Genomic DNA, 22,337 nt, shown 5'->3' with positions numbered 1-22,337 from the left:
GAAAGGTAGCCTGTTAAGCGATACGCTGACACCGCGAGTGCCTCGCGACTCACCGAACCTAGAAGAACGAACAAGACCCTACCATGACCCTATCGCGCTCTGTTGCCCGTGAACGGGCTGCCACTACCTTCCAGGTGAGTCAAGGCCTGCTGCTGACCGTCACGCTGCTGGCCATCGCGCTGCTGGCAAGCCCGCTCGTCGCCGCCCAGGAGCGAGCCGCGGTGATCGGCGCTCACGCCAAGGTGCAGCCCTGGTCGGACCCCGTGGAGGCATTGGGCACCCTGCGCGCCGACGAAAGCGTGACGCTGTCGGCCACGGTCACCGAAATCGTGGCCGAGCTGAACTTTCGCGACGGCGAGGTGGTGGAGGCCGGGCAGCTGCTGATTCGCCTGGAAGACGGCGAAGAGCAGGCCCAGCTGCGTGCGGCCCAGGCCCTGCGCGACGAACGCCGCAGCGCCGTGGAGCGCCTCAGCCAGCTGCAGAGCCGCAACCTGGCCCCACGCGCCGACGTGGAGGACAGCCAGGCGCGGCTGCGGCAGGTGGAAGCAGAAATACAGGCACTAGAGGCGCGGCTGACCAATTACCGGCTGCGCGCTCCGTTCGACGGGCGGGTCGGCTTTCGCAATATCAGCGTCGGCAGTCTGGTCACGCCCGGTACCGCGCTGGTCACTCTCGACAAGCTCGACGTGATGAAGCTCGACTTCAGCGTGCCGGAGACGTTTCTCGCCTTTCTGGCGCCGGGCCTTCCCCTCACCGCACACAGCGCTGCGTTTCCCGATGAAGCCTTCGAGGGGGAGGTGGCCATGATCGGTTCGCGCGTCGACCCGGTCAGCCGCAGCATCACGGTGCGCGCCGAACTCGACAATCCCGAACTGCGCCTGCGCCCCGGCATGCTGATGGAAGTGGTGCTGCAGCGCAGCCCGCGCCAGGCGGTGGTGGTACCGGAGTCGGTGCTGATTCCCAGCGGTGACAAGCAGTTCGTGCTGGTGATCGACGAAGCCGAAGACAACCGGCTGGTGCGCCGCCAGGTGCAAGTAGGTGAACGCCGTATCGGCCAGGCCGAGATCGTCGAAGGGCTGGAGGGCAACGAACTGCTGGTCAGCCACGGCCTGCAGCGTGCCCATGAGGGTGACCGGGTGCGACTGATCGGCATTGCCGATGACGACACCTCGATCCGCGAGATCCTCGAAGCGAACCGCAGCGAGGGCGACACCTGATGCGGCTGTCCGATCTCTCCGTACAGCGGCCGGTGCTGGCCACCGTGCTGGCACTGCTGATCGTCGCCTTCGGCCTGCTCGCCCTGCAGCGCCTGCCGCTGCAGGAGTACCCCGCCATCGACCCGCCGGTGGTCAGCATCGACACGCGCTACCCCGGGGCCTCGGCCAGCGTGGTGGAGACCCGCATCACCCAGGTGCTGGAAGATCGCATCGCCGGGGTGGAAGGCATCGAGCTGATTACCTCCTCCAGCGAAGACGGCCGCTCGCGCATCAATATCGAATTCCGCCTGGACATGGACATTGATGCCGCGGCCAACGACATTCGCGACCGCATCTCCGGCGCACTGCGCAACCTGCCAAGCGAGGCCGACCCGCCCGAAGTGCAGAAGGCCGACTCCAGCGAGGAGGTGGTGCTGTGGCTCTCGCTCTCCGGCGCCGGCTATACCATTCCCGAGCTGACCGACTACGCCGACCGCTATCTCGTCGACGGCTTCTCGGTACAGCCCGGCGTGGCGCGGGTGCGCCTGGGCGGAGGGCGCGAATACGCCATGCGCGTATGGCTGGACCGCAACGCGCTGGCCGCACGCAACCTGACCGTGAGCGACATCGAGAACGCCTTGCGGGCCGAGAACGTCGAGCTGCCGGCGGGTTCCATCGAGTCTCAGGATCGCCAGTTCGTGGTGCGCCTGCCACGCGCCTTCGTCGAACCGGCCGACTTCAAGCGCCTGGCCCTGGCCCAAGGCAGCGACGGCTACCTGGTGCGGCTGGGCGACGTAGCCCGGGTGGAGATCGGCTCGGTGGAGGATCGCTCCACCTTTCGTGCCAACGGCATCCCCATGGTCGGCCTGGGCATCATGAAGCAGTCCACCGCCAACGTGCTGGAGGTCTCGCGCGGCATTCAGGCCGAGCTCGAGCGCGTGCAGGACAGCCTGCCCGAGGGCATGTCGCTCTCGCTCAACTACGATGCCTCGGTGTTCGTGGCCGGCGCCATCCAGCAGGTGGTGGTCACGCTGTTCATCGCCCTTGGCCTGGTCGTGGTGGTGATTTTCATGTTCCTCGGCAACGTGCGCACCACCCTGATCCCCGCCGTCACCGTGCCGGTAGCCCTCATCGGTGCCTTTATGGCGCTGGCGCTGATGGGCTTCTCGATCAACCTGCTCACCCTGCTCGCCTTGGTGCTGGCCATCGGCCTGATCGTCGACGACGCCATCGTGGTGTTGGAAAACATCCACCGGCGCATGCACGACTACGGCGAGACGCCGCTGGTGGCGGCCTTCCGCGGCACGCGGCAGATTGCCTTCGCCGTCATCGCCACCACCCTGGTACTGGTGGCGGTGTTCGTGCCGCTGGGCTTCCTGCAGGGCAACGTGGGGCGGCTGTTCTCGGAATTCGCCCTGACCATGGCCGCGGCGGTGATCATCTCCAGCGTGCTGGCCCTGTCGCTCACGCCGATGATGGCCTCGAAGATCCTCAAGCCCTCGATGCACGAGGGGCGCATCGCCCACGCCGTACAGTGGCTGCTGGAATTCTCCCAGCGCCTCTACCGTTCTTTGCTGGTGGGCGTGCTCAAGGCACGGATGGCCGTGCTGGCAGTGTTCGTCGGGCTGATCGCCGCCACAGTATGGCTGGCCGATCGCCTGCCCAGCGAGTACACCCCTCAGGAGGACCGCGGCAGCTTCATCATCCTGGTCAATGGGCCGGAAGGCGCCACCTTCGACTATGTCATGGACTACATGGACGAGATCGAAGCACGCCTCGACCCCCTACTGCACAGCGGCGAACTGCAGCGGGTGGTGGTTCGGGCGCCACGCGGCTTCGGCAACATCGAAAACTTCAATAACGGCTTCGTCATCATCAGCATGGCCGACTGGGGCCAGCGCCGCGATGCTTGGACGATCATGGACGCGGTGCGCCGCGAGCTCGCCGGCCTGCCCGGCGTTCAGGCCTTCCCGGTGATGCGCCAGGGCTTCGGCCAGCGCATCAGCAAGCCGGTGGAGTTCGTGCTGGGCGGCGGTACCTACGAGGAGCTGGTCGAATGGCGCGACCTGTTGATGGACCATATCCGCGCCGATAATCCGCGCCTGATCGGCGTCGACAGCAATTATCAGGAGACCCAGCCGCAGCTGCGGGTCGATATCGACTACGCCCGCGCCGCCGATCTCGGCGTCACGGTAACCGAGATAGGCCGCACGCTGGAGGTGCTGCTGGGCGGGCGCAACGTGACCCGCTACCTCGCCAACGGCCAGGAGTATGATGTGATACTGGAAGGCGACCGCGCCAACCAGTCAAGCCCGCGGGCACTCGACAATATCCAGGTGCGCTCGGCGCGCACCGGCGAGCTGATTCCACTGGCCAGCCTGGTGACCTTCTCCGACTTTGCCGGGGCCAGCACGCTCAACCGCTTCAACCGCATACGCTCCATCACCATCGAGGCCAACCTGGCCGATGGCTACTCGCTGGGCGAGGCACTGGAGTACCTGGAGGCAGCCGCCGCCGAGGTGCTGCCGCCCCAGGCGCAGACCGATGTCAGCGGGGCCTCGCGGGATTTTCAGCAAGCTAGCGGGGCCACCACCTACCTGCTGATCCTCGGCGCGCTGGTCGTCTTTCTGGTGCTGGCCGCCCAGTTCGAGAGCTTCATCCACCCCTTCGTGATCATGCTCACCGTGCCGCTAGCCATGAGCGGGGCCATGCTGGGGCTGTTCGTCACCGGGCAGTCGCTCAACATCTACAGCCAGGTGGGGCTGGTGATGCTGATCGGGCTGGCATCGAAGAACGGCATTCTGATCGTCGAGTTCGCCAACCAGCTGCGCGACGAAGGGCTGGCCTTCCGCGACGCCCTGCTCGATGCCTCGGTGACGCGCCTGCGGCCAATCCTGATGACGGCCGTGACCACCATGGCCGGCGCCATTCCGCTGATCGTCTCGACAGGTGCGGGCGCCGAATCACGCATGGTGATCGGCACGGTGATCCTGGCCGGCGTGGCGGCCGCTACCTTCTTCACCCTGTTCGTGGTGCCGGTGGCCTACGACCTGCTGGCCCGACGCACTGGCTCGCCCGGTGACGTCCGTCGCCGCCTGGAAGCGGAGATGGCCGCGGCTCATGGCAACGACAGCAACGCCTGAATGCACCGATGAAGTGGAGGAACGAACGCCGGAGACACTTCTGCCACAAGAAGCCCGGCGCCACAAACGACAAGGCCACCCTAGGGGGGTGGCCAGTTTGCAAGGCATTTGTTTTCGCAGCGCTTAGCAGTCGTCGATCCGCTCACCCTCGATGACGGTCTGCATGGTCATTTCGCCCATGGGCGACTGGGTATGGATATTCACCCCGCCTTCCACGCGCTCGCCCAGAAATGCCATATGCCCATCGATATTGGCTTCACCGCCCTCGGCATGGCACACCATGCGGTAGTCGATGCCCTCGGCCGAGACATTGTGCTCGAGCAGCTCGCAGCCCTCTTCCACGTCGAGAAACTGGAAGTCGGCATCGTCCAGATCCCCCTGGGCGATGCACTCCTGGTGGGAATCGGTCTGATCAGGAATGGGAATATCGCCAACCACTGAGGTCGTGCTGGTGAATTGCCACTGCCCGGGAACGATATTGGGCTTGTCAGCCAGCGCCGACAATGGCAGCAGCAGCGCGGCGGCAGCCGCCAGGTAAACACGATAGGACATGAGGAATCTCCGTTCATTTTCGTCGTAGGCATGGCACGTCACAAGCTTACCTCACACACCCACCCAGTGCGAAAACGCCGGATGCTTATTCGGCCACCATGATGACGGCAACTTCCAGCTCGCAAAAAACAACAAAGCCCGGCCTTTCGGCCGGGCTGCATCTTGGCATCCCTACGACAACCTCGAGCGTCCTGCCCAAGCATCCTTGGAGTCTGGTCGTCCTGACCTCGCCTTCCCTGGTAGAGCCTCCGTGCTCATGGACACCATCATGGCAGCTTGCGGTCGGGATGACACCCCGCCAATGCCAAGAATGTTGTAAGAGATTGCCGACAGGTTTTGTACTGAAAATACCTACAACGGCGTATCCCTTCCGACATACCTCCAAGAATCCCTTGGAAAGCAGCCCGGTGCAGCATAGAAGAAAGATAGGAGAGGAAGGCCGCCAGAAACAGCGGGTGGCGCCAAACTGATGGAGGCACCAAAAAAAGCTGGTGCCACAAAAAGAAAGCCCGGCCTTTCGGCCGGGCTAGATCTTCGCTTCCCTACATCCCACCTTGAGCCTCCCGCTGCTCAAGCTTCCCTGGAGTGAGTCGTCCTGACTCGGTCTTCCCTGGTGAGCCTCCCTGGCTCAGGGTTGCAGAATGCCAGGCTCGGCCGCGCCTGTATGTAACACAGGATAAGAATCGCTGTAGGAAATTGCTGACATAACACGTCAGCCAATTCCTCTCTTGGTGAGGTCATAGTGGCGCGCCCACCATCCTGGCCGTTCTGCACTATGCTCGGACAAAGGCACTGCTATGGAGGGCAACATGGACAAAGCGGTAATCGATGCGATTCGGGAGAAAGAAAACCTCCCAGACAGCATGACGGATCGCGAAATAGCCCAGGAATACAAAGGAACCTATACCGCAGCGAGAGCCGCCGTGAGCTTGCACCATAAGCCTCTCGACCAGGAGCTCGCGGATGCGATGGGCAAGGTCTTGCCTTTTATGCGCAAGAAGAAATAGCGGCTTGGCCAGGCCCGAGCTGCAAGCGCTCCCAGGCGGGTTCCAGCCACTCCAGCGATGAAGGCGATAACGCTGAATGCACCAAATATAAAGGGGAATCTAGCTAAGCGCTTGATTCCCCTTTAAAATTCTGTGGCGGAGAGGGAGGGATTCGAACCCTCGAAGCCTTTCGACTTACACACTTTCCAGGCGTGCTCCTTCGACCACTCGGACACCTCTCCACATTGTGGTTCTTCCACGGGGGCAACGCCCTTGTGCGTCAGAACGGCGCAAAGTCTAACGGCTTAAGTACGCGTTTGCAAGCCGGTTTTTCGGTTCAAGCGCATTCAGCCGGCGGCCAGCACGGCGTAGTCGCCGTGGGCTTCCAGGCACAGCACATCGCCGCACCAGAGCTGCTGGGCAAGACCGATGCGGCCGCGCCCACGGCTCGTCAGGCGCTCCGCCAGGCTCGCCGGGCCCTGTTCGCTCTGGGCAGCGCAGACGATGCGGTAATCGCCGGTAACGGGGGCCAGGAAACGCTGGCTGGCTTCGGCCACGACGACGTCGCGGGCGTAGCCGCGCTGGCGCAGCCACAGGGTGGTCCAACACCAGCCCAGCAGGGTGGTCTGGGCGGTGAGCGCCCCGCCGAAACCGGTGCCCTTGTCGTTGAGATTGGGGCCAAGCGCAAGCTCCCACAGCAGGCTCTCCCCTTCCCAGCGCATCTCGCGAATGCCCAGATGCTCGACCATGGGGATGGCATCCATGAGCCAGGCCAGGAACGCCTGCGGGTCATCGCCCTGGCCGGGCTCGGGCAGCGGCAGGCGTGGGTGGGGTATGCCGACCTCGCGCATGGGTCAGGTCCAACGCTCGACGAAGTCGCCGATATCATGCTCGGCAATGGGCTTGTGGCGTCCGCCGAGCTGGCCCAGATAGAGGAAGGCGATCAACTCGTCCTCTTCCTCCAGACCGAGCCCCTTGCGCACGGTGGGGTCGAAAGCGTACTTACCGCTGCGCCACATGGCGCCGAGCCCCAACGCATGGGCTGCGAGCAGGATGCCGTGGGCGGCGCAGCCGGCGGAGATCACCTGTTCGATCTTGGGTACCTTGGGCACATCGGGAGTGACCTTGGCGATCACCGCGATGATCATGGGCGCGCGCAGCGGCTTCTTGCGTACGGCATCGAGCGCAGCATCCTCAATGCTCGGATCCTCACGGTACTCGGCTTCGGCGAACAGCTCGCCCAGCCGCTCGAGGCCCTCACCGGAAAACTCGATGAAGCGCCAGGGGCGCAGCTCCTTGTGGTCCGGCGCGCGCAGCGCGGCGCGATAGATCGCTTCCATCTGCTCGAGGCCGGGGGCCGGCCCCATCAGCTTGCCCATCGAGCTGCGCTGGTGCAGCAGGGTCAGTGCGTCCATACCAGTTCCCATGCCAGGTCGTCGAAATAGATCGAACTCTACCAGCTGCCCCGCTGGCTGTCGTGCCGGGCCTAGCATTTCGACAGAGCCACTGTTGCGAAGGGCTTACTGTCTCGCCAAGCGCAGGGGCTCGGGCGGGCGCTCGCCGGGAGTGGCGCGCCAGGGGCTGATGTCGAGCCCGCCGCGGCGCACGTAGCGCGCCAGCACCAGCAGTCGCTCCGGCTTCGCCTTGGCCATCAGGTCGGTAAAGATGTGCTCCACGCAGTGCTCGTGGAAGTCCTGGTGCTGACGGTAGCCGATCAGGTAGCGCAGCAGGCCTTCGCGGTCGAGCTTGGGGCCGCGGTAGCGAATCAGCACGCTGCCCCAGTCGGGCTGGCCGGTGACCGGGCAGTTGGACTTAAGCAGGTGGGAGTAGAGCGTCTCCTCGACGATCGCCTCCCCCACCTTCAAGTGCTCGGCGCTGGGCGAGTAGGCGTCGATCTCGATGTCGAGTTCGTCCAGGCACTCCCCGGGCAGTCGACACACCGCCAGCGCCGCGTCGTCGACATCGAACAGCTCCACCGAGACCGGCGCCCCGGCGGCCTGGGCCAGGTCGCGCTCGAGGGTGTCGATCACCTGCTCGCGGCTGTCGAAACGGGTCTGGTTGAAGCCGTTGAGGTAGAGCTTCCACGACTTCGACTCGATCAGGTTGGGCGACTGGGCCGGCAGGCGAAAACGTGCCACGGCCACCCGTGGCTTGCCGCGGGCGTTGAGCCAGCTCACCTCGAAGGCGTGCCACTCGTCCTCGCCGACGAAGGGCAGCCGGCCCTCCTCGATGCCCAGCGGCGCGCGATTGGCCGCGCGGGGAATGGGATAGAGCAGCCCGGCATCGTAGTGCTCAGGGTAGGCGGACTCGCGCCCCAGCGGGGCATGCTCGAGCGTATTGGGTCGGTGATTCATGAGCGTATTCCTTTGCCCCGCTCCAGCATCCACAGGGCGATGGCGAAGAGCACGATGATGAAAGCGAAGATGGCCGTCAGTGCCCAGCCTACCGGGATGTCGGAGATACCGAGAAAGCCGTGGCGGAACACGTTGACCATATAGAGTATCGGGTTGAGCAGCGAGACGTTCTGCCAGAAGGTCGGCAGCAGCGAGATGGAGTAGAACACCCCGCCCAGATAGGTCAACGGCGTGAGCACGAAGGTCGGCACGATGGAGACGTCGTCGAACTTGTCGGCCAGCAGCGCATTGATGAAGCCGCCGATGGAGAACAGCGCCGCAGTGAGCACCACCACGCCGAGGGTCAGCAGCGGGTGGGCCACGCTGATGCGGGTGAAGAACAGCGACACCAGGGTGACGATGGCGCCCACCCCCAGGCCGCGGGCCATGCCGCCCAGCACGAAGCCGGCCAGGATCACCCAGTTGGGCATGGGCGAGACCATCATCTCCTCCACGCTGCGCTGGAACTTGTTGGAGAAGAAGCTGGAGGCCACGTTGGAGTAGCTGTTGGTGATCACCGCCATCATGATCAGCCCCGGGACGATGAAGTCCATGTAGCTGAAGCCGTCCATCTCGCCGATGCGCGGGCCGATCAAGCTGCCGAAAATGATGAAGTACATGGCCATGGTGATCGAGGGCGGCAGCAGCGTCTGCGGCCAGATCCGCGTGAAGCGTTTGATCTCCTTGAGCACCAGGGTCCACAGGGCGATGGCGATCTGAGCGGGGCTCACTTGTTCACCTCCACTGTGTCGAGTTCACGCTGCGCTGCGTTGCCCTGCTCCACCATCGACACGAACATCTCCTCCAACCGGTTGGCGCGGTTGCGCATGGAGACCACCTCGATGCCTTGTTCATCCAAGGCGGCGAACACGTCATTGAGCCGCTGGCCGCGATGCACCACCACAGCGAGCTGCGCCGTTTCCACCTTGTGCACTTCGAAACCCTCGACCTGCGGGGCCTGCTCCACGGGACGCGCCAGGTCGAGCAGGAAGGTTTCGGTGTCGAGCTCGGCGAGCAGCTCGCGCACGCTGGTATTCCGCACGATCTCGCCATGGTTGATGATCGCGATATTGCGGCAGAGACTCTCCGCCTCCTCGAGATAGTGGGTGGTGAGGATGATGGTGGTGCCCTCCTCGCGATTGATACGGCGCATGTACTCCCACATGCTGCGCCGCAGCTCGATATCGACGCCGGCGGTAGGCTCATCGAGAATCAGCAGCTTAGGGCGGTGCATCAGGGCGCGGGCGATCATCAGGCGGCGTTTCATGCCGCCGGAGAGCATGCGCGCGCTGCCGCCGCGCTTGTCCCACAGCCCAAGGTCCTTGAGCAGCTGCTCGGCCCGGGGCAGCGCCTCGCGGCGCGGCATGCCGTAATAGCCCGCCTGGGCCAGCACGATGTCGATGACCTTCTCGAACTGGTTGAAGTTGAACTCCTGAGGCACCACGCCCAGGTGGTATTTAGCCCGGGCGAAGTCGCGGTCGATGTCGATGCCGAAGATCGAGACCCGGCCAGCGGTTTTCTGCACCAGCGAGCACACCACGCCGAGGGTGGTGGACTTGCCGGCCCCGTTGGGGCCCAGCAGGGCAAAGAAATCCCCCTGCTCGACGTCGAGATCGATGCCCTTGAGGGCATGAAAGCCGTTGCCGTAGACCTTGGTCAGGCCACGGATCGACAGCGCCGGTTCGGCCATGGGACATCCTTGCGTTGGGATGAAAAGCGAGTTCAAGAGATTAGGGCGTGAAGATTTTTTTCAAGTCGCCGCCTGGAAAACGCCGAAACCCTCGCCCATGGGCAAGGTCATCAAATTAAGTAGGGGGGCCGAGCCTTGGCATCTTGATGGGTGTAGAAGAAATTGGAGCGGGAAAGGAGATTCGAACTCCCGACCCTCGCCTTGGCAAGGCGATGCTCTACCACTGAGCTATTCCCGCTTATTGCCTCTGGGATGTCGACATGGGCATCACAGAGTATCGAGGTGGCGTCCCATAGGGGGTTCGAACCCCTGTTCCCGCCGTGAAAGGGCGGTGTCCTAGGCCACTAGACGAATGGGACGCAAAAGCCAGGACGTGCTGGAGCGGGAAAGGAGATTCGAACTCCCGACCCTCGCCTTGGCAAGGCGATGCTCTACCACTGAGCTATTCCCGCATGCACGCACAGCTATGCTATCGATAAAGCAACCGCTACCGCAACCGGAAGATGGCGTCCCATAGGGGGTTCGAACCCCTGTTCCCGCCGTGAAAGGGCGGTGTCCTGGACCACTAGACGAATGGGACGCATTGGAGCACCTGCTGCACATTCTGCCGAAGCAGAAGTTGGAGCGGGAAAGGAGATTCGAACTCCCGACCCTCGCCTTGGCAAGGCGATGCTCTACCACTGAGCTATTCCCGCACTCTGCTCTTACTTGCTGCACTCCGGTACCCGTTGAAACTGCTGCAAACGAGTGGCGTCCCATAGGGGGTTCGAACCCCTGTTCCCGCCGTGAAAGGGCGGTGTCCTGGACCACTAGACGAATGGGACGTAGCCGTCTCGCTTTCGCCTCAACGAGGTGGCGCGAATCTTACTCAAGCCCCCGAAGGCTGTCAACTGTCGCCCGGGGCTGGCCGAAAGGTAGGAAAACGGCCAAGCTTTGGGTGTCTGATGTCGACATCGCCACAGCAGGAGAGAGGCCATGCGCAAGAAGATCGTCAAGAGCGATGCCGAGTGGCAAGCCCAGCTCACGCCGGAGCAGTTTCGCGTGACGCGCCAGCAGGGCACCGAGCGTCCATTCAGCGGTGACTACCAGGTATCGGACGAGCACGGCATCTACCACTGCATCTGCTGCAATGCCCCGCTGTTCGAGAACGAGCACAAGTTCGAGGCCGGCTGCGGCTGGCCCAGCTTCGACCGCCCGCTGGGCAAGGCCGCCGTCGAGGAGCGCTTCGACGACTCCCACGGCATGCGCCGCACCGAGGTGGTCTGCGCCCACTGCGACGCCCATCTGGGCCATGTGTTCCCCGACGGCCCAGCCCACACCACTGGGCTACGCTACTGCATCAATTCGGTGTCCATCGCCTTCCATCCCGGCGAATAGCCCGCACCACCCTGCCGAGGCCGCCCTTCTGCTATGATGGGCGGCCTCGTACGGTTTGCAGGAGTGGCACATGCTCGGCTGGTATCCGGGACACATGAACAAGGCGCGCCGCCAGATCCAGGAGGCGCTGCCGGAAATCGACGTGGCGATCGAGGTGCTCGATGCCCGCCTGCCCTACTCCAGCGCCAACCCCATGCTGGCCGGCCTGACCCGCCACAAGCCGGTGCTCAAGATCCTCTCGCGGGCCGACCTGGCCGACCCGGAGCGCACCCAAGAGTGGGTGGCGCACTTCGATGCGCTGCCCGATACCCGCGCATTGGCGGTGACCACCACCAACGCCCGCGAGCTCAAGCGCATTCCCAAGCTGTGTCATGAGCTGGCCGGCCAGGTACGCGCCGATCGCGATGTGCGAGTGATGATCATGGGCATCCCCAATGTCGGCAAGTCGACGCTGATCAACGGCCTGGCCGGCAAGGCCATCGCCAAGACCGGCAACGAGCCGGCGGTGACCAAGCGCCAGCAGAAGGTACGCATCGAAGGCCGCGTGGCGCTGATCGACACACCCGGGGTGCTGTGGCCGAAGATCGAGGATCAGGCCAGCGCCTACCGCCTGGCCGCCAGCGGCGCCATTCGCGACACTGCCATCGACTATGTCGACGTAGCCGTAGTTACCGCCGCCGAGCTGGCGCGGCGCTATCCCGAGGCGCTCAAGGCGCGCTACAAGCTGACCGAGCTGCCGCCCTATGCCGCCAACCCCGAGGCCGAACAGGTCGAGGCCGACGGCCCGCGGCGCATCGACCTGATGGCGCTGGCCGGCTTCGACGGTCATGCGATTCTCGCCGAGATCGCACGGCGTCGCGGGGGCTTACGCGCCGGCGGCGAAGTCGACCTGCATCGCGGCGCCGAAGTGCTGTTGCACGAGCTGCGCGACGGCAAGCTGGGCCGGCTCACGCTGGAAACTCCCGCCGATATTCCCGTGCCGGAGGCCGCTGAAGAGTGCGCCAACGAAGCAGAGAACAACGATAGCGACACTGGCAATAGTTCCGCATAATCACTGAGTTCCGGCAGCACGGCTGACCGGAACCACCGGACACCACTGGAATCTCGGACACCTCATGGACACGCCCTCCCTGTTCAGGAAATCGCACAAGCTCGACAACGTCTGCTACGACATCCGCGGGCCCGTGCTCGAACACGCCAAGCGGCTGGAAGACGAAGGCCAGCGCATCCTCAAGCTCAACATCGGCAACCCCGCACCGTTCGGCTTCGAGGCCCCGGAGGAGATCCTCCAGGACGTGATGCGCAACCTGCCCACCGCCCAGGGTTACTGCGATTCCAAGGGGCTCTACTCGGCGCGCAAGGCGATCATGCAGGAGTGCCAACGCAAGCTCATACCCAATGTCGGCATCGAAGACATCTACATCGGCAACGGGGTGTCCGAGCTGATCGTGATGGCGCTGCAGGCGCTGCTCAACGACGGCGACGAGGTACTGATTCCCGCCCCCGACTACCCGCTGTGGACCGCCGCCGCCAACCTCGCCGGCGGCCATGCGGTGCACTACCGCTGCGACGAACAGGCCGATTGGGCGCCGGACATGGCCGACGTGCGCGCCAAGGTGACCAGCCACACCCGCGCCATCGTCATCATCAACCCCAACAACCCGACTGGCGCGGTCTATCCGCCCGAGGTGGTGCGCGAGCTGCTGGCCATCGCCCGTGAGAACGATCTCGTCGTGTTCTCCGACGAGATCTACGACAAGATTCTCTATGATGGTACCGAGCACGTCTCGACGGCGGCGCTGGCCGACGAGGACCAGCTGGTGGTGACCCTGAACGGGCTCTCGAAGAGCTACCGCTGCGCCGGTTTCCGCTCCGGCTGGATGATCTTCTCCGGCAGCGTGGCCATGCAGCGCGCCAAGGACTACCTGCAGGGCGTCAACATGCTCGCCTCGATGCGCCTGTGCGCCAACGTACCCGCCCAGCACGCCATCCAGACGGCCCTTGGCGGCTACCAGTCGATCAATGACCTGATCCTGCCCGGCGGGCGACTGCTGGCCCAGCGCGACATCACCTATGAAAAGCTCAACGCCATTCCCGGCGTGAGCTGCACCAAGGCCAAGGGAGCGCTTTACGCCTTCCCGCGACTCGACCCCAAGGTCTACCCCATCCAAGACGACCAGAAGCTGGTGCTCGACCTGTTGCTGCAGGAGAAGATCCTGCTGGTGCAAGGTACCGCCTTCAACTGGCCCGAGCCGGACCACGTGCGCATCGTCACCCTGCCCTGGGCCGACCAGTTGGGCGACGCGCTGGATCGCTTCGCCCGCTTCCTCTCGCGCTACCGCCAATAGCGGCACAGACCCGGCTGGTTTTTCACTTCAGGCTTGAAACCTCCGTTAACCAGCCGTATCTAATCACCAGATTTTCCGGGCCGCCCTGCGGCCCTCACTTCCTTGATAGGCACGGAGATTCCGAACGATGATGCGAATTCTGCTCTTCCTGGGCACCAACCTGGCGGTGATCCTCGTCGCCAGCATCACGCTGCGACTGCTGGGGGTGGAGGGCTATCTGCGCGGCCAGGGCTTCAACTTCAATGCCCTGCTGCTCTTCTGCTTCATCGTCGGTATGGCCGGCTCGATGATCTCCCTGTTCATGTCGAAGTGGATGGCCAAGCGCGGCACCGGCACGGTGATCATTACCCAGCCGAGCAACAGCACCGAGAAGTGGCTGCTCGATACCGTCGAGGAGCTGTCTCGCGAAGCCGGCATCAAGACGCCTGAAGTCGGCATCTTCCCCGCCCAGCAGTCCAACGCCTTCGCCACCGGATGGAACAAGAACGACGCCCTGGTGGCGGTCTCCGCCGGGCTGCTCAACCGCATGCGCCCCGAGGAAGTGCGCGCGGTGCTGGCCCACGAGATCGGCCACGTGGCTAACGGCGACATGGTCACCCTGGCGCTGATCCAGGGCGTGGTGAACACCTTCGTGATGTTCTTCGCCCGTGCCGTGGCGCATCTGGTGGATAACTTCCTGCGCTCGCGCAGCGACGGTGCCGGGCTTGGCTTCATGGGCTACTTCGCGGTGGTGATCGTCGCCGAGATCGTGTTCGGCCTGATCGCCTCGGCCATCGTCGCCTGGTTCTCGCGCTTCCGCGAGTACCGCGCCGATGCCGCAGGCGCTCAGCTGGCCGGCACCGGCGCGATGATCAACGCCCTGGCCCGGCTAAAGGCAGAGAGCGAAATGCCCAACCAGATGCCGGATACCCTCACCGCTTTTGGCATCAATGCGGGTCAGACACGCAAGGTCATGGAACGACTGTTCGCTAGCCACCCGCCGCTGGACGACCGCATTCGCGCACTGAAGGAAGCCGCCTACCGCTGATCGCTCGGAATCAGCGCAACGCTACCTTGCAGACCTAAGGCGCCCGCCCCTGAGCGGGCGCCTTCTGCTTGAGCCACTCAGGCGGCGACAGGGGCTTGCCGAGAAGGTGCCCCTGGACCAGAGCAACACCAATCTGACGCAGGCAAGCCAGCTCCTCCTCCCTTTCTACCCCTTCGGCTACCAGCGTAATGCGGGTTTCCGCGGCAAACGCCACCAGCGCAGCCGTTAGCGCCCGACTCTCGGCACGCCGGTGGATCTTGCGCGTGAGCGACTGGTCCAGCTTGATGACATCCGGCATCAGCTTGAGGATATGGCGAAAGCTGGCATAGCCGGCACCGGCGTCATCGATGGCCAGCCGCAATCCATCTCGCCTCAGCGGAGCCAGCGCCTCGGCCAGGGCCTGGTAGTCTTCCACCACGCTGTGCTCCGTCACCTCCAGCATCAGTCGTTCGAGTGGGTGCTGTCTCAACAAGGGATCGAGAGCCTCTGAAAGAAGGGTCTCGGGGGAGACGTTCAGCGAGAGATAAGCGCTTTCAGGCATATCATCGAGACAGGCCAGCGCAGAGCGAATCGCCTGCAGCTCCAGCATCACCTGCAGTTCCACCTTGCTTGCCTCGGCAAACCAGTTGCTCTTGTCGGTGGCGGGTGTGTTGGCAAAGCGGCTCAGGGCTTCATAGCCCACCACTGCCTGGGTGCGCAGATCGTGTATCGGCTGCAGCACGGTTCGCAACCCATCCGTCTCGAGCAGGTGACGGATTCGCCGGCACAGCGCTTGGTCAGCCTGGCGAACTGCCTCGTCCCGCTCCAGCTGGCGCGCCATGAAATCGGCAAATACCAGCATCATGGCGAGGTCGCGGTCGTTGAGCGTGGCGTCACCGCGCCGGTCGAAGGCACAGAGCGTGCCGAAGACACGCCCGTCCTGGAAGCGAATCGGCACGCTGATATGCGCCCCTATTGGCATCATGCGGGTGGCGGGCAGTTCCAGCGCCGCCGGTTCGCACTGAGCATCGCGTATCAGCTGCGACAGCCGGCCCTCCACGATCCGCTGGCAATAACTCGAAGTCAGCGGCGAGGCGTCGCCTACCTGGATAAAAGGCGCCGCTGCATCATGGTCCACGATCCGGAACACACGCTGGCCATCCTTGAATTCAGAGAGAAACGCAACTTCCATACCGAGGTGCAGGCGGATGGCCTGCACCACCTCCTGGAAAAGCTTGTCGGTCGACTCGCTGACGCTCTCGCCACGCTCCTCAGCCTGGCCTATGAGACGCAGGGCACCGGCCAAAGTTGCTGCTGAACTAGTCTGGAGCATACCCCACCTACCATGCTGAATTTTGTTGATTTTTATTCACTTCCTGAGCATCCATGCGCCATGTCGAGAGAGCATAGACGCAGCATAGAGAAGCAAGCAGGAAAAATCGCCTATCCAAGGCACCAGCAATGCCAGACTTTGGCGGGACAAGGCTCACTCGGTCGGGCCGCAGGAAGGAGAACGAAGGGTAACGCTCAGAGAGGCTACGCCGCTCAATGGCGTGATGGGTGTAGCAGACCTACTCGCCGACGAACCACTGACCGCTAATACCCACGAGCTGCTGGCCTCTCTTAACGACAGCGTGTGAGGCCCACCAGAGGAGAGGCACGAAACCAGAGTGGCCGGAATGCTTGCTCAACCACCGGCGGTTTGTAGACGGTTGTCGTCTCGCCAGTCATGATCGGCATTCACTAAAGTTTTGCGAAGTCACGCGGGTCGCTACCCGTCGACTCGGGCCTCGCTAACTTGCTGGAAGCCGGCACCGTGCAGCCAAGCGGCAAGCTCAGTTTCGCCAGCGGGGCAGTTCACACTAAGCGAGGAAAATTCGCGCCGCAACGGATAGTCGGCGCGACACATATCGAAGCCCTTGGCCATGCCGAACCGGTAGCTTTCGCGCCGCAAGCTGTCGTGGTCGCGTCGAACATCGTGCACCCCGCGCACGCAGAGCCGCAGCACCTCTTCCCGGTTCAGCCCTTGTCCCAGCGTCAGCTGTCGCAGTGGAGGCGGCGGCAGCAAGGCCTGCATATCCAGGTCCACTGGCCGCTGCAGGTGGTTCGCCAGGGCGCGATAGATCTGGTAGGTACCGCGCAGCTTGCCATCGAGGCTATGGCCTGCAATGTGCGGCGTGGCGATATCCACCAGCGCGTGCAAGGCGCAGTCGATGCCAGGCTCGTGCTCCCAGACATCGAGGATGGCACTGATGTCAGCGCTCTGCGTCAGGCGCCGTTTAAGCGCAGCGGAGTCGATACAATCGCCGCGCCCTGCATTGAGCAGCACGGTCCCGGGGGAGAGACGCGCGATTCGCTCGGCATCCATCAGATGCCGCGTGGCATGCCGGCCTTCGCGCACCAGCGGCGTGTGCAGGCAGATCACGTCACAGGCCTCGATCAGGGACTCCAGGTCATGGAAGCCTCCCGCGCCCTCGGTCTCGGCGCGGGGCGGGTCACAGGCGAGCGTGCTCACACCCATGGCCGACAGCCGCTGTTGAATTCGGCGGCCCACGTTGCCCACACCGACGATGCCGATACGCCGCTCAGCCAGGCGCCAGCCCTGACGCTCCGCCAGGCAGAGCAGGCTGCCCAGCACATAGTCGGTCACCGCTTCGGCGTTGCATCCCGGCGCGCTGGCAAAGGCAATACCATGACGCGCTAGGGCAAGCTGATCGACATGATCGGTCCCGATGGTACAGGTGCCGACGAAGCGCAGCGGTGAGCCCTGCGCCTTGGCGGTGTCGATGGTGGCCGCATCCAGCCGCGTGATCGAGCGAATCACCAGCCCGTCGATATCGCGCAAGGCCTCGGCATCTATTGCTCGCCCCGGCATTCTCACCAGTTGGCCCAGCGGCCCGAAGCAGGCCTCGGCGCCAGGCACCTGGGCATCCACCAGCAGTTTCACAGCATTCTCCTTGCCAACGTAATTGCATAGCCCAAGTGATGGCCCTGCTCAGCGAAGCACCCCGCTGCTTGCCCCTTTCTCGGGAAGCCTTACAATACCGCCTCGCAACCCCGCTGCCGCCATGCTGCGGCGAATCAACCCCCGTGGAGCCAATGTGATCGTTCGCTGGGAAAGTGACCACGACTATGTGCTGGTGCATATTCATCAGGACATGTTCGGCGACTGGATCTTCAGCCGCGCCTGGGGCCAGATCGGCACCCAGTTCGGGGGGCTCAAGCACATGCTGGCCGAGGATCATGACCAGGCGCTGATGTGGCTTGCCGACGAAGCCACCATCCTTTCGTCACGGGGCCTGCGCAAGGTGCTCGAAGTGGAAGCGGAAAGCACCGAAGGCCAGGCGGCCGTCCGGCAACTGTCGCTGCTGGGCGATGCCTGACCAGACCAGGATGCCTGTCTAGGCCAGATAGCGCCGCCCAGCAGGGCGCCGAGGCGCATCGGGAGCAGCCGGCCCCCTCACCGGCTCGAGCGCCTCCCCTTGCTCAAGGCGCTGCCAGGCTGCCTCATCCAGCCAGCCGCGCTTGGCCAGCCATGCCGCCAACCTCGGCGCCTCGAAGCCCAGGTCGAGCTCCTCGCCCGCCTCGTCCATCAACACCGGAATGCGCACGCCGTAGCGCGCCATCAAGGCATCGCTCTCGCTGATCTCGACCCTCTCCAACCGATACTCGCCCTGATGGAGAGCGCCCAGCAGCGCCTCGAGCTGCTCGCATAGGTGGCAGCCCAGGGTGGTATACAGGGTCAGGTGGGTCATGTCGCCTCCCTATGGCGCAGCAGAAACACGTGGTGCAAGTCGGGCCGGCGTTCGAAATCCGGATCGAAAGTACGCGCGGAGATCTCCTTCACCACAAAGCGCTCGGCCAGGGCCTGGTCGAGCTGGAAGCGCCGCTGATTGTTCGAGAATACCAGGGTGCCTTCCGGCGCCAGGCGCGCCATGGCCAGCTCGATCAGGCGCACGTGGTCACGCTGCACGTCCAGCGTGCCTTCCATCTTCTTCGAATTGGAGAACGTCGGCGGGTCGAGGAAGATCAGGTCGAACTCGGCCTTGGCGGTTTCCAGCCAGCGCAGGCAGTCGTCGCGCACCACTCGGTGGCGCGACGGATCGAGACCGTTGAGGGTAAAGTTGTCGCGCGCCCAGTCCAGATAGGTATTGGAGAGATCGACGCTGACGCTGTCGCTGGCACCGCCCGCCTCTTGCGTACCCAACGCTGCCTGCACCGTGGCCGCGGCGGTATAGCAGAACAGGTTGAGAAAGCGTTTGCCGGCGGCCATTTCACCCAGCAGGCGGCGCACCGGCCGGTGATCGAGGAAAAGCCCCGTATCGAGGTAGTCGCGCAAATTGACCCACAGCCTAGCGCGCCCTTCGCGCACCTGGAAACGCTCCCCGGTACTGGCCTGCTTGCGGTACTGAGCCTTGCCGCTCTGCCTCTCGCGGCGTTTGATCACTACCTGGCCGGGATCGACGCCCAGCACTTCGGGAATCACCTGCAGCGCATCGAACAGCCGTTTCTGCGCCTGGGCCGGGTTGATCGAGCGCGGCGGCGCATATTCCTGAACGTGGACCCGGCCGTCATAGACATCCACCGCCAGGGCGTACTCGGGCATGTCGGCGTCATACAGGCGGTAGCAGGTCTCACCCGACTGCTTGAGCCACTTCTTCAGCCGCTTGCGGTTCTTTTCCAGGCGGTTGGCGAACATCTGCGCGCCTTCGCTGCGTGGGGTCGGGCGGCTTTCCGCCTGGCCCTCGCCGCTCTCGACGGGTACGTCCATCAGCAGCAGCCGGGCCTCCAGCGGGCCGTTCTTCAGCGAGTACTGCTTGTCGGCACGCAGCCCGATGCGGTGGCCGAGGTCAGGGTTTGCAGTGAACACGGCCAGCCGCCAGCCCGGAAAGGCGCGGCGCACCCCTTCGCCCAGCTCCTGGTAAAGCGAGACCAATTCGGGCAGTTCACCGAGCCTCTCGCCGTAGGGCGGGTTGGCAATCACCAGCCCCCGCTCCGCCTCGCCCAGTGCTGCCGGCCGCTGCAGCTGGCCAAGCGCCTCGCCGTGAAATTGGATCAGCGCCGGGATGCCGGCACGCATGGCGTTGGCCTTGGCCGCCGCCAGCGCCGGGGGGCTCTGGTCGAAGCCGTACAGCCGGTTGCGACAGCGCTTGCGGCCGATGCTGGCACGCGCCTCGGCCTCGCGTTTCAGCTCGGCCCACAGCGCCTCGTCGTGCTGCGCCCAGCCATGGAACCCGAAGCGCACCCGATGGAGGTTGGGCGCCATGTCGGCGGCCATCAGCGCCGCCTCGATCAGCAGCGTACCGGCGCCACACAGCGGGTCGACCAGCGCCTCGCCGTCGCGCAGTCGCTGCGGCCACCCGGCGCGAATCAGTAGGGCCGCGGCCAGGTTCTCCTTGAGCGGCGCATGGCCCACGTCGCGGCGATAGCCGCGCCGATGCAGACTGTCGCCAGAGAGGTCCACCCCTAGCGTCAGCCGCCCGCGGTGCAAGTGCGCATAGAGACGCAGGTCCGGACGCTGCAGGTCGATGCCGGGACGCGCCCGCCCCTGTGCCTGTAGGGCATCGACCACGCCATCCTTGACGGTCTGCGCGCCGAAGCGGGTATGGCGGATCTGCTCGCTGCGACCGTGGAAATCCACCGCCAAGGTGGCGCCGGGACGCAGGTGCAGGCTCCAGTCGACGGCGCCAACCGCCCGATGCAGCGCGTCGGGGCGCTCGATCCCCTCCTCGCGCAGCAGGCACAGCACGACGCGGTTGGCCAGCCGCGACCACAGGCAGGCGCGATAGGCAGTCGCCAAGTCGGCCTGGAAGTGCACGCCGGCGACCGTCGTCCTGTGCGGCTCGGCTCCCAGCGCGCGCAGTTCGTCGGCCAGCAGTTCTTCCAAGCCCCGGGGACAGGTTGCCAGATAGGCGGATGTTGCGCGTTGCGATGTCTCACTCATGCTGGATGCCCGCCCCCTTCGGCCGGGTATATTACTTTCGTTACCATTTCATCTCGGTCTTATGACGAAACATAGGTCGACAATGCCCCCCATGATGGGCTAAAGGTAGTCATGGTAGCTACTGTAAAGACACATGTGTTCTCCCGGGGTCCCGTCAGGCCCCGAATGACCTCGCTCTGCCGTCGTTAATGGATTGATGCGGCTAGCGAACAACGGTGGAACGCCGGGGCGTGCATGTCGTGCGTCCCAAATTGGTACCTTTACAAGAGGTCATCCGATGAAAAGACAGAAACGTGATCGCTTCCAGCGCGCCTATCTTCATGGCTACAAGGCCGGCATATCCGGGCGCTCCCGCGACGACTGTCCCAGTCAGGATGTCAATATACGTGAATACTGGATGAGTGGTTGGCGTGAAGGCCGAGGAGACCAGTGGGCCGGCATGACCGGTGTCTCCGGGATTCACAAGAACCCCATGGTCTTGTAACACGTTTTTCCAAACCACTATCATTGCCGGGTGTTCGACCCGCCAATACCATGAGCTAAGCCCGTGACAATCTCACGGGCTTTCTTGTGCCTAGCGGCGCGCCACGCCTGCCTTCAGCGCCTCGGCGCACTCGCCCACCAGGGCCGGGCCGCGATAGATGAATCCGGTATAGAGCTGCACCAGGTCGGCCCCGGCCGCTACCTTGGCTACCGCCGCCTCGCCGCTGTCGATGCCGCCCACGCCGATGATGGGCAGCTCGGGCAGGTGCCGGCGCAGCTCGCGAATCACCCGGTTGGAAGCCTCGAACACCGGCCGCCCCGACAGGCCGCCTTGCTCGTCGGCATGGGGCAGTCCAGCCACCGCGTCTCGAGCAACGGTGGTGTTGGCGGCGATCACCGCATCGATACCGCTGCGGGCGATGCTCTGGGCCACCAGTCCCACCTCCTCGTCGCTCATGTCCGGCGCGATCTTCACTGCCAGCGGCACCCGACGGCCGGCCGCCTGGTCCAGCCGGGTCCCCGCGTCACGCAGGGTGCCCAGCAGGGTATCCAGGTGCTCACCGAACTGCAGGTTGCGCAGCCCCGGCGTGTTGGGCGATGAGATGTTCACCGTCACATAGTGGGCATGTGCGTGAACCTTCTCCAGGCAAATCAGGTAGTCATCGACCGCCCGCTCGACCGGCGTGGTGAGGTTCTTGCCGATGTTGATGCCGATCACGCCGTTGAAGCGCGCGGCCTTCACCCGCTCGATCAGATGGTCGACGCCGGCATTGTTGAAACCCATGCGATTGATGATGGCGCCGCGCTCGGGCAGGCGAAACAGGCGCGGCCTGGGATTGCCTTCCTGCGCCCTGGGCGTGACGGTGCCCACCTCGACGAAGCCGAAGCCGAGCGCGCCCAGGGCGTCGAGGTGGTCGGCGTTCTTGTCCAGCCCCGCGGCCAGCCCCACCCGGTTGGGGAAGCGCAGCCCCATCAGCGACACCGGGTCATCCACCCGCCGTCCGCCGAGGCAGCCGGCCAGCTTCAGGCGGTAAGCCAGATCCAGAGCACCGAGCGCGCGGCCGTGGGCGGTTTCCGCATCGAGGCGAAAGAGGATCGATCGGGCAAGCGCGTACATGGCAACTCCGGGCGGTCGGGAAGGAAGCGGGCGGATTATAGCAGCGCCGCCAGAAACGACGAACCCCGCCAAGGCGGGGTTCGTCACGGCTCGCGGCAAGGG

The 22,337-nt window shown here is 64.4% G+C and carries 20 protein-coding genes and 7 tRNA genes; 9 read left to right on the top strand and 18 right to left on the bottom strand.

The annotated features are described in order from the left end of the window. Positions 1 to 83 precede the first annotated feature (83 nt). Both ACT7B3_RS05415 and ACT7B3_RS05410 read left to right on the top strand, forming a co-directional pair. Positions 84 to 1,217: an efflux RND transporter periplasmic adaptor subunit gene (locus ACT7B3_RS05415; RefSeq protein WP_445157136.1), complete on the top strand. Its 1,134-nt coding sequence runs from the start codon at positions 84 to 86 to the stop codon at positions 1,215 to 1,217. Next, a complete protein-coding gene (locus ACT7B3_RS05410; RefSeq protein ID WP_445157135.1) occupies positions 1,217 to 4,339 on the top strand; it encodes an efflux RND transporter permease subunit in 3,123 nt (1,040 codons plus the stop codon). The genes ACT7B3_RS05415 and ACT7B3_RS05410 overlap by 1 nt, the downstream gene beginning before the upstream one ends. Before the next feature lie 123 nt (positions 4,340 to 4,462). On the opposite strand, the gene ACT7B3_RS05405 is transcribed toward ACT7B3_RS05410, so the two are convergent. Next, complete coding sequence (locus ACT7B3_RS05405) at positions 4,463 to 4,891, bottom strand: DUF3617 domain-containing protein (RefSeq protein ID WP_445157134.1); 429 nt, start codon at positions 4,889 to 4,891, stop codon at positions 4,463 to 4,465. Between the two features lie 809 nt (positions 4,892 to 5,700). Here ACT7B3_RS05405 and ACT7B3_RS05400 point away from each other — a divergent pair. Beyond that, positions 5,701 to 5,898: a hypothetical protein gene (locus tag ACT7B3_RS05400; RefSeq protein WP_444678123.1), complete on the top strand. Its 198-nt coding sequence runs from the start codon at positions 5,701 to 5,703 to the stop codon at positions 5,896 to 5,898. Between the two features lie 133 nt (positions 5,899 to 6,031). Here the strand turns inward: ACT7B3_RS05400 and ACT7B3_RS05395 are convergent. The 12 genes from ACT7B3_RS05395 to ACT7B3_RS05340 all read right to left on the bottom strand — a co-directional run bounded on the left by ACT7B3_RS05395 (position 6,032) and on the right by ACT7B3_RS05340 (position 10,784). Beyond that, positions 6,032 to 6,119, bottom strand: a tRNA-Ser gene (locus ACT7B3_RS05395). 105 nt (positions 6,120 to 6,224) lie between these two features. Then, positions 6,225 to 6,728 (bottom strand): YiiD C-terminal domain-containing protein, encoded by a 504-nt coding sequence (locus tag ACT7B3_RS05390; RefSeq protein ID WP_445157133.1) that lies wholly within the window; start codon positions 6,726 to 6,728, stop codon positions 6,225 to 6,227. 3 nt (positions 6,729 to 6,731) lie between these two features. Then, entirely contained in the window at positions 6,732 to 7,292 is a 561-nt protein-coding gene (locus ACT7B3_RS05385; RefSeq protein ID WP_445157132.1) for a nitroreductase family protein, read from the bottom strand. 105 nt (positions 7,293 to 7,397) lie between these two features. After that, a complete protein-coding gene (gene queF, locus ACT7B3_RS05380) occupies positions 7,398 to 8,231 on the bottom strand; it encodes an NADPH-dependent 7-cyano-7-deazaguanine reductase QueF (protein ID WP_445157131.1) in 834 nt (277 codons plus the stop codon). Further along, a complete protein-coding gene (locus ACT7B3_RS05375; protein WP_086511757.1) occupies positions 8,228 to 9,001 on the bottom strand; it encodes an ABC transporter permease in 774 nt (257 codons plus the stop codon). Before ACT7B3_RS05375 ends, queF begins: the two co-directional genes overlap by 4 nt. Continuing rightward, positions 8,998 to 9,960, bottom strand: a complete 963-nt coding sequence (locus ACT7B3_RS05370) for an ABC transporter ATP-binding protein (protein ID WP_445157130.1) — start codon at positions 9,958 to 9,960, stop codon at positions 8,998 to 9,000. Before ACT7B3_RS05370 ends, ACT7B3_RS05375 begins: the two co-directional genes overlap by 4 nt. A 163-nt stretch (positions 9,961 to 10,123) precedes the next feature. Next, positions 10,124 to 10,198: transfer RNA gene (locus ACT7B3_RS05365), tRNA-Gly, on the bottom strand. A 45-nt stretch (positions 10,199 to 10,243) separates the two neighbouring features. Beyond that, positions 10,244 to 10,319 (bottom strand) — tRNA-Glu (locus tag ACT7B3_RS05360). Positions 10,320 to 10,337: 18 nt separating this feature from the next. After that, positions 10,338 to 10,412, bottom strand: a tRNA-Gly gene (locus ACT7B3_RS05355). A gap of 52 nt (positions 10,413 to 10,464) precedes the next feature. Next, a tRNA-Glu gene (locus ACT7B3_RS05350) sits at positions 10,465 to 10,540 on the bottom strand. A 40-nt stretch (positions 10,541 to 10,580) separates the two neighbouring features. Then, a tRNA-Gly gene (locus ACT7B3_RS05345) sits at positions 10,581 to 10,655 on the bottom strand. Between the two features lie 53 nt (positions 10,656 to 10,708). Beyond that, a tRNA-Glu gene (locus ACT7B3_RS05340) sits at positions 10,709 to 10,784 on the bottom strand. Positions 10,785 to 10,935: 151 nt separating this feature from the next. Here ACT7B3_RS05340 and msrB point away from each other — a divergent pair. The 4 genes from msrB (at position 10,936) to htpX (ending at position 14,712) form a co-directional block, all read left to right on the top strand. Beyond that, on the top strand, positions 10,936 to 11,337 hold the full coding sequence (gene msrB, locus ACT7B3_RS05335) for a peptide-methionine (R)-S-oxide reductase MsrB (protein WP_444678127.1): 402 nt from the start codon (positions 10,936 to 10,938) through the stop codon (positions 11,335 to 11,337). 70 nt (positions 11,338 to 11,407) lie between these two features. Beyond that, complete coding sequence (ylqF, locus tag ACT7B3_RS05330; protein ID WP_445157129.1) at positions 11,408 to 12,388, top strand: ribosome biogenesis GTPase YlqF; 981 nt, start codon at positions 11,408 to 11,410, stop codon at positions 12,386 to 12,388. Between the two features lie 64 nt (positions 12,389 to 12,452). Further along, complete coding sequence (locus ACT7B3_RS05325) at positions 12,453 to 13,685, top strand: pyridoxal phosphate-dependent aminotransferase (RefSeq protein WP_444678128.1); 1,233 nt, start codon at positions 12,453 to 12,455, stop codon at positions 13,683 to 13,685. A 127-nt stretch (positions 13,686 to 13,812) separates the two neighbouring features. Continuing rightward, complete coding sequence (htpX, locus tag ACT7B3_RS05320) at positions 13,813 to 14,712, top strand: protease HtpX (protein ID WP_444678129.1); 900 nt, start codon at positions 13,813 to 13,815, stop codon at positions 14,710 to 14,712. A 34-nt stretch (positions 14,713 to 14,746) separates the two neighbouring features. On the opposite strand, the gene ACT7B3_RS05315 is transcribed toward htpX, so the two are convergent. Beyond that, positions 14,747 to 15,997, bottom strand: coding sequence for a sensor domain-containing phosphodiesterase (locus tag ACT7B3_RS05315; protein WP_445157128.1), 1,251 nt, complete (start codon positions 15,995 to 15,997; stop codon positions 14,747 to 14,749). Between the two features lie 465 nt (positions 15,998 to 16,462). After that, positions 16,463 to 17,638 (bottom strand): 4-phosphoerythronate dehydrogenase PdxB, encoded by a 1,176-nt coding sequence (pdxB, locus tag ACT7B3_RS05310; RefSeq protein WP_445157127.1) that lies wholly within the window; start codon positions 17,636 to 17,638, stop codon positions 16,463 to 16,465. A gap of 154 nt (positions 17,639 to 17,792) precedes the next feature. Here pdxB and ACT7B3_RS05305 point away from each other — a divergent pair, with 154 nt between their 5' ends. After that, positions 17,793 to 18,074 (top strand): hypothetical protein, encoded by a 282-nt coding sequence (locus ACT7B3_RS05305; protein WP_445157126.1) that lies wholly within the window; start codon positions 17,793 to 17,795, stop codon positions 18,072 to 18,074. Positions 18,075 to 18,092: 18 nt separating this feature from the next. Here the strand turns inward: ACT7B3_RS05305 and ACT7B3_RS05300 are convergent, their stop codons facing one another. Together ACT7B3_RS05300 and rlmKL are read right to left on the bottom strand one after the other, a co-directional pair. Further along, positions 18,093 to 18,446, bottom strand: coding sequence for a glutaredoxin family protein (locus ACT7B3_RS05300; RefSeq protein ID WP_445157125.1), 354 nt, complete (start codon positions 18,444 to 18,446; stop codon positions 18,093 to 18,095). Further along, complete coding sequence (gene rlmKL / locus ACT7B3_RS05295) at positions 18,443 to 20,635, bottom strand: bifunctional 23S rRNA (guanine(2069)-N(7))-methyltransferase RlmK/23S rRNA (guanine(2445)-N(2))-methyltransferase RlmL (protein ID WP_445157124.1); 2,193 nt, start codon at positions 20,633 to 20,635, stop codon at positions 18,443 to 18,445. The genes ACT7B3_RS05300 and rlmKL overlap by 4 nt, the downstream gene beginning before the upstream one ends. 277 nt (positions 20,636 to 20,912) lie before the next feature. Between rlmKL and rmf the strand changes: the two genes are divergently transcribed. Further along, entirely contained in the window at positions 20,913 to 21,119 is a 207-nt protein-coding gene (gene rmf, locus ACT7B3_RS05290; protein WP_043516906.1) for a ribosome modulation factor, read from the top strand. Positions 21,120 to 21,209: 90 nt separating this feature from the next. Here rmf and ACT7B3_RS05285 read toward each other — a convergent pair whose 3' ends face one another. Then, positions 21,210 to 22,235 (bottom strand): quinone-dependent dihydroorotate dehydrogenase, encoded by a 1,026-nt coding sequence (locus tag ACT7B3_RS05285; RefSeq protein ID WP_445157123.1) that lies wholly within the window; start codon positions 22,233 to 22,235, stop codon positions 21,210 to 21,212. Between the last annotated feature and the right edge of the window lie 102 nt (positions 22,236 to 22,337).

The organism is Halomonas sp. E14 (assembly GCF_052568415.1).
The sequence above is the reverse complement of the archived record's forward strand: the minus strand, read 5'-3'. Positions and strand labels throughout refer to the sequence as shown.

Coding starts and splice junctions, on each gene's coding strand:
- ACT7B3_RS05415 (WP_445157136.1), top strand. CDS start 84: ATGACCCTATCGCGCTCTGTTGCCCGTGAACGGGCTGCCACTACCTTC.
- ACT7B3_RS05410 (WP_445157135.1), top strand. CDS start 1,217: ATGCGGCTGTCCGATCTCTCCGTACAGCGGCCGGTGCTGGCCACCGTG.
- ACT7B3_RS05405 (WP_445157134.1), bottom strand. CDS start 4,891: ATGTCCTATCGTGTTTACCTGGCGGCTGCCGCCGCGCTGCTGCTGCCA.
- ACT7B3_RS05400 (WP_444678123.1), top strand. CDS start 5,701: ATGGACAAAGCGGTAATCGATGCGATTCGGGAGAAAGAAAACCTCCCA.
- ACT7B3_RS05390 (WP_445157133.1), bottom strand. CDS start 6,728: ATGCGCGAGGTCGGCATACCCCACCCACGCCTGCCGCTGCCCGAGCCC.
- ACT7B3_RS05385 (WP_445157132.1), bottom strand. CDS start 7,292: ATGGACGCACTGACCCTGCTGCACCAGCGCAGCTCGATGGGCAAGCTG.
- queF (WP_445157131.1), bottom strand. CDS start 8,231: ATGAATCACCGACCCAATACGCTCGAGCATGCCCCGCTGGGGCGCGAG.
- ACT7B3_RS05370 (WP_445157130.1), bottom strand. CDS start 9,960: ATGGCCGAACCGGCGCTGTCGATCCGTGGCCTGACCAAGGTCTACGGC.
- msrB (WP_444678127.1), top strand. CDS start 10,936: ATGCGCAAGAAGATCGTCAAGAGCGATGCCGAGTGGCAAGCCCAGCTC.
- ylqF (WP_445157129.1), top strand. CDS start 11,408: ATGCTCGGCTGGTATCCGGGACACATGAACAAGGCGCGCCGCCAGATC.
- ACT7B3_RS05325 (WP_444678128.1), top strand. CDS start 12,453: ATGGACACGCCCTCCCTGTTCAGGAAATCGCACAAGCTCGACAACGTC.
- htpX (WP_444678129.1), top strand. CDS start 13,813: ATGATGCGAATTCTGCTCTTCCTGGGCACCAACCTGGCGGTGATCCTC.
- ACT7B3_RS05300 (WP_445157125.1), bottom strand. CDS start 18,446: ATGACCCACCTGACCCTGTATACCACCCTGGGCTGCCACCTATGCGAG.
- rlmKL (WP_445157124.1), bottom strand. CDS start 20,635: ATGAGTGAGACATCGCAACGCGCAACATCCGCCTATCTGGCAACCTGT.
- rmf (WP_043516906.1), top strand. CDS start 20,913: ATGAAAAGACAGAAACGTGATCGCTTCCAGCGCGCCTATCTTCATGGC.
- ACT7B3_RS05285 (WP_445157123.1), bottom strand. CDS start 22,235: ATGTACGCGCTTGCCCGATCGATCCTCTTTCGCCTCGATGCGGAAACC.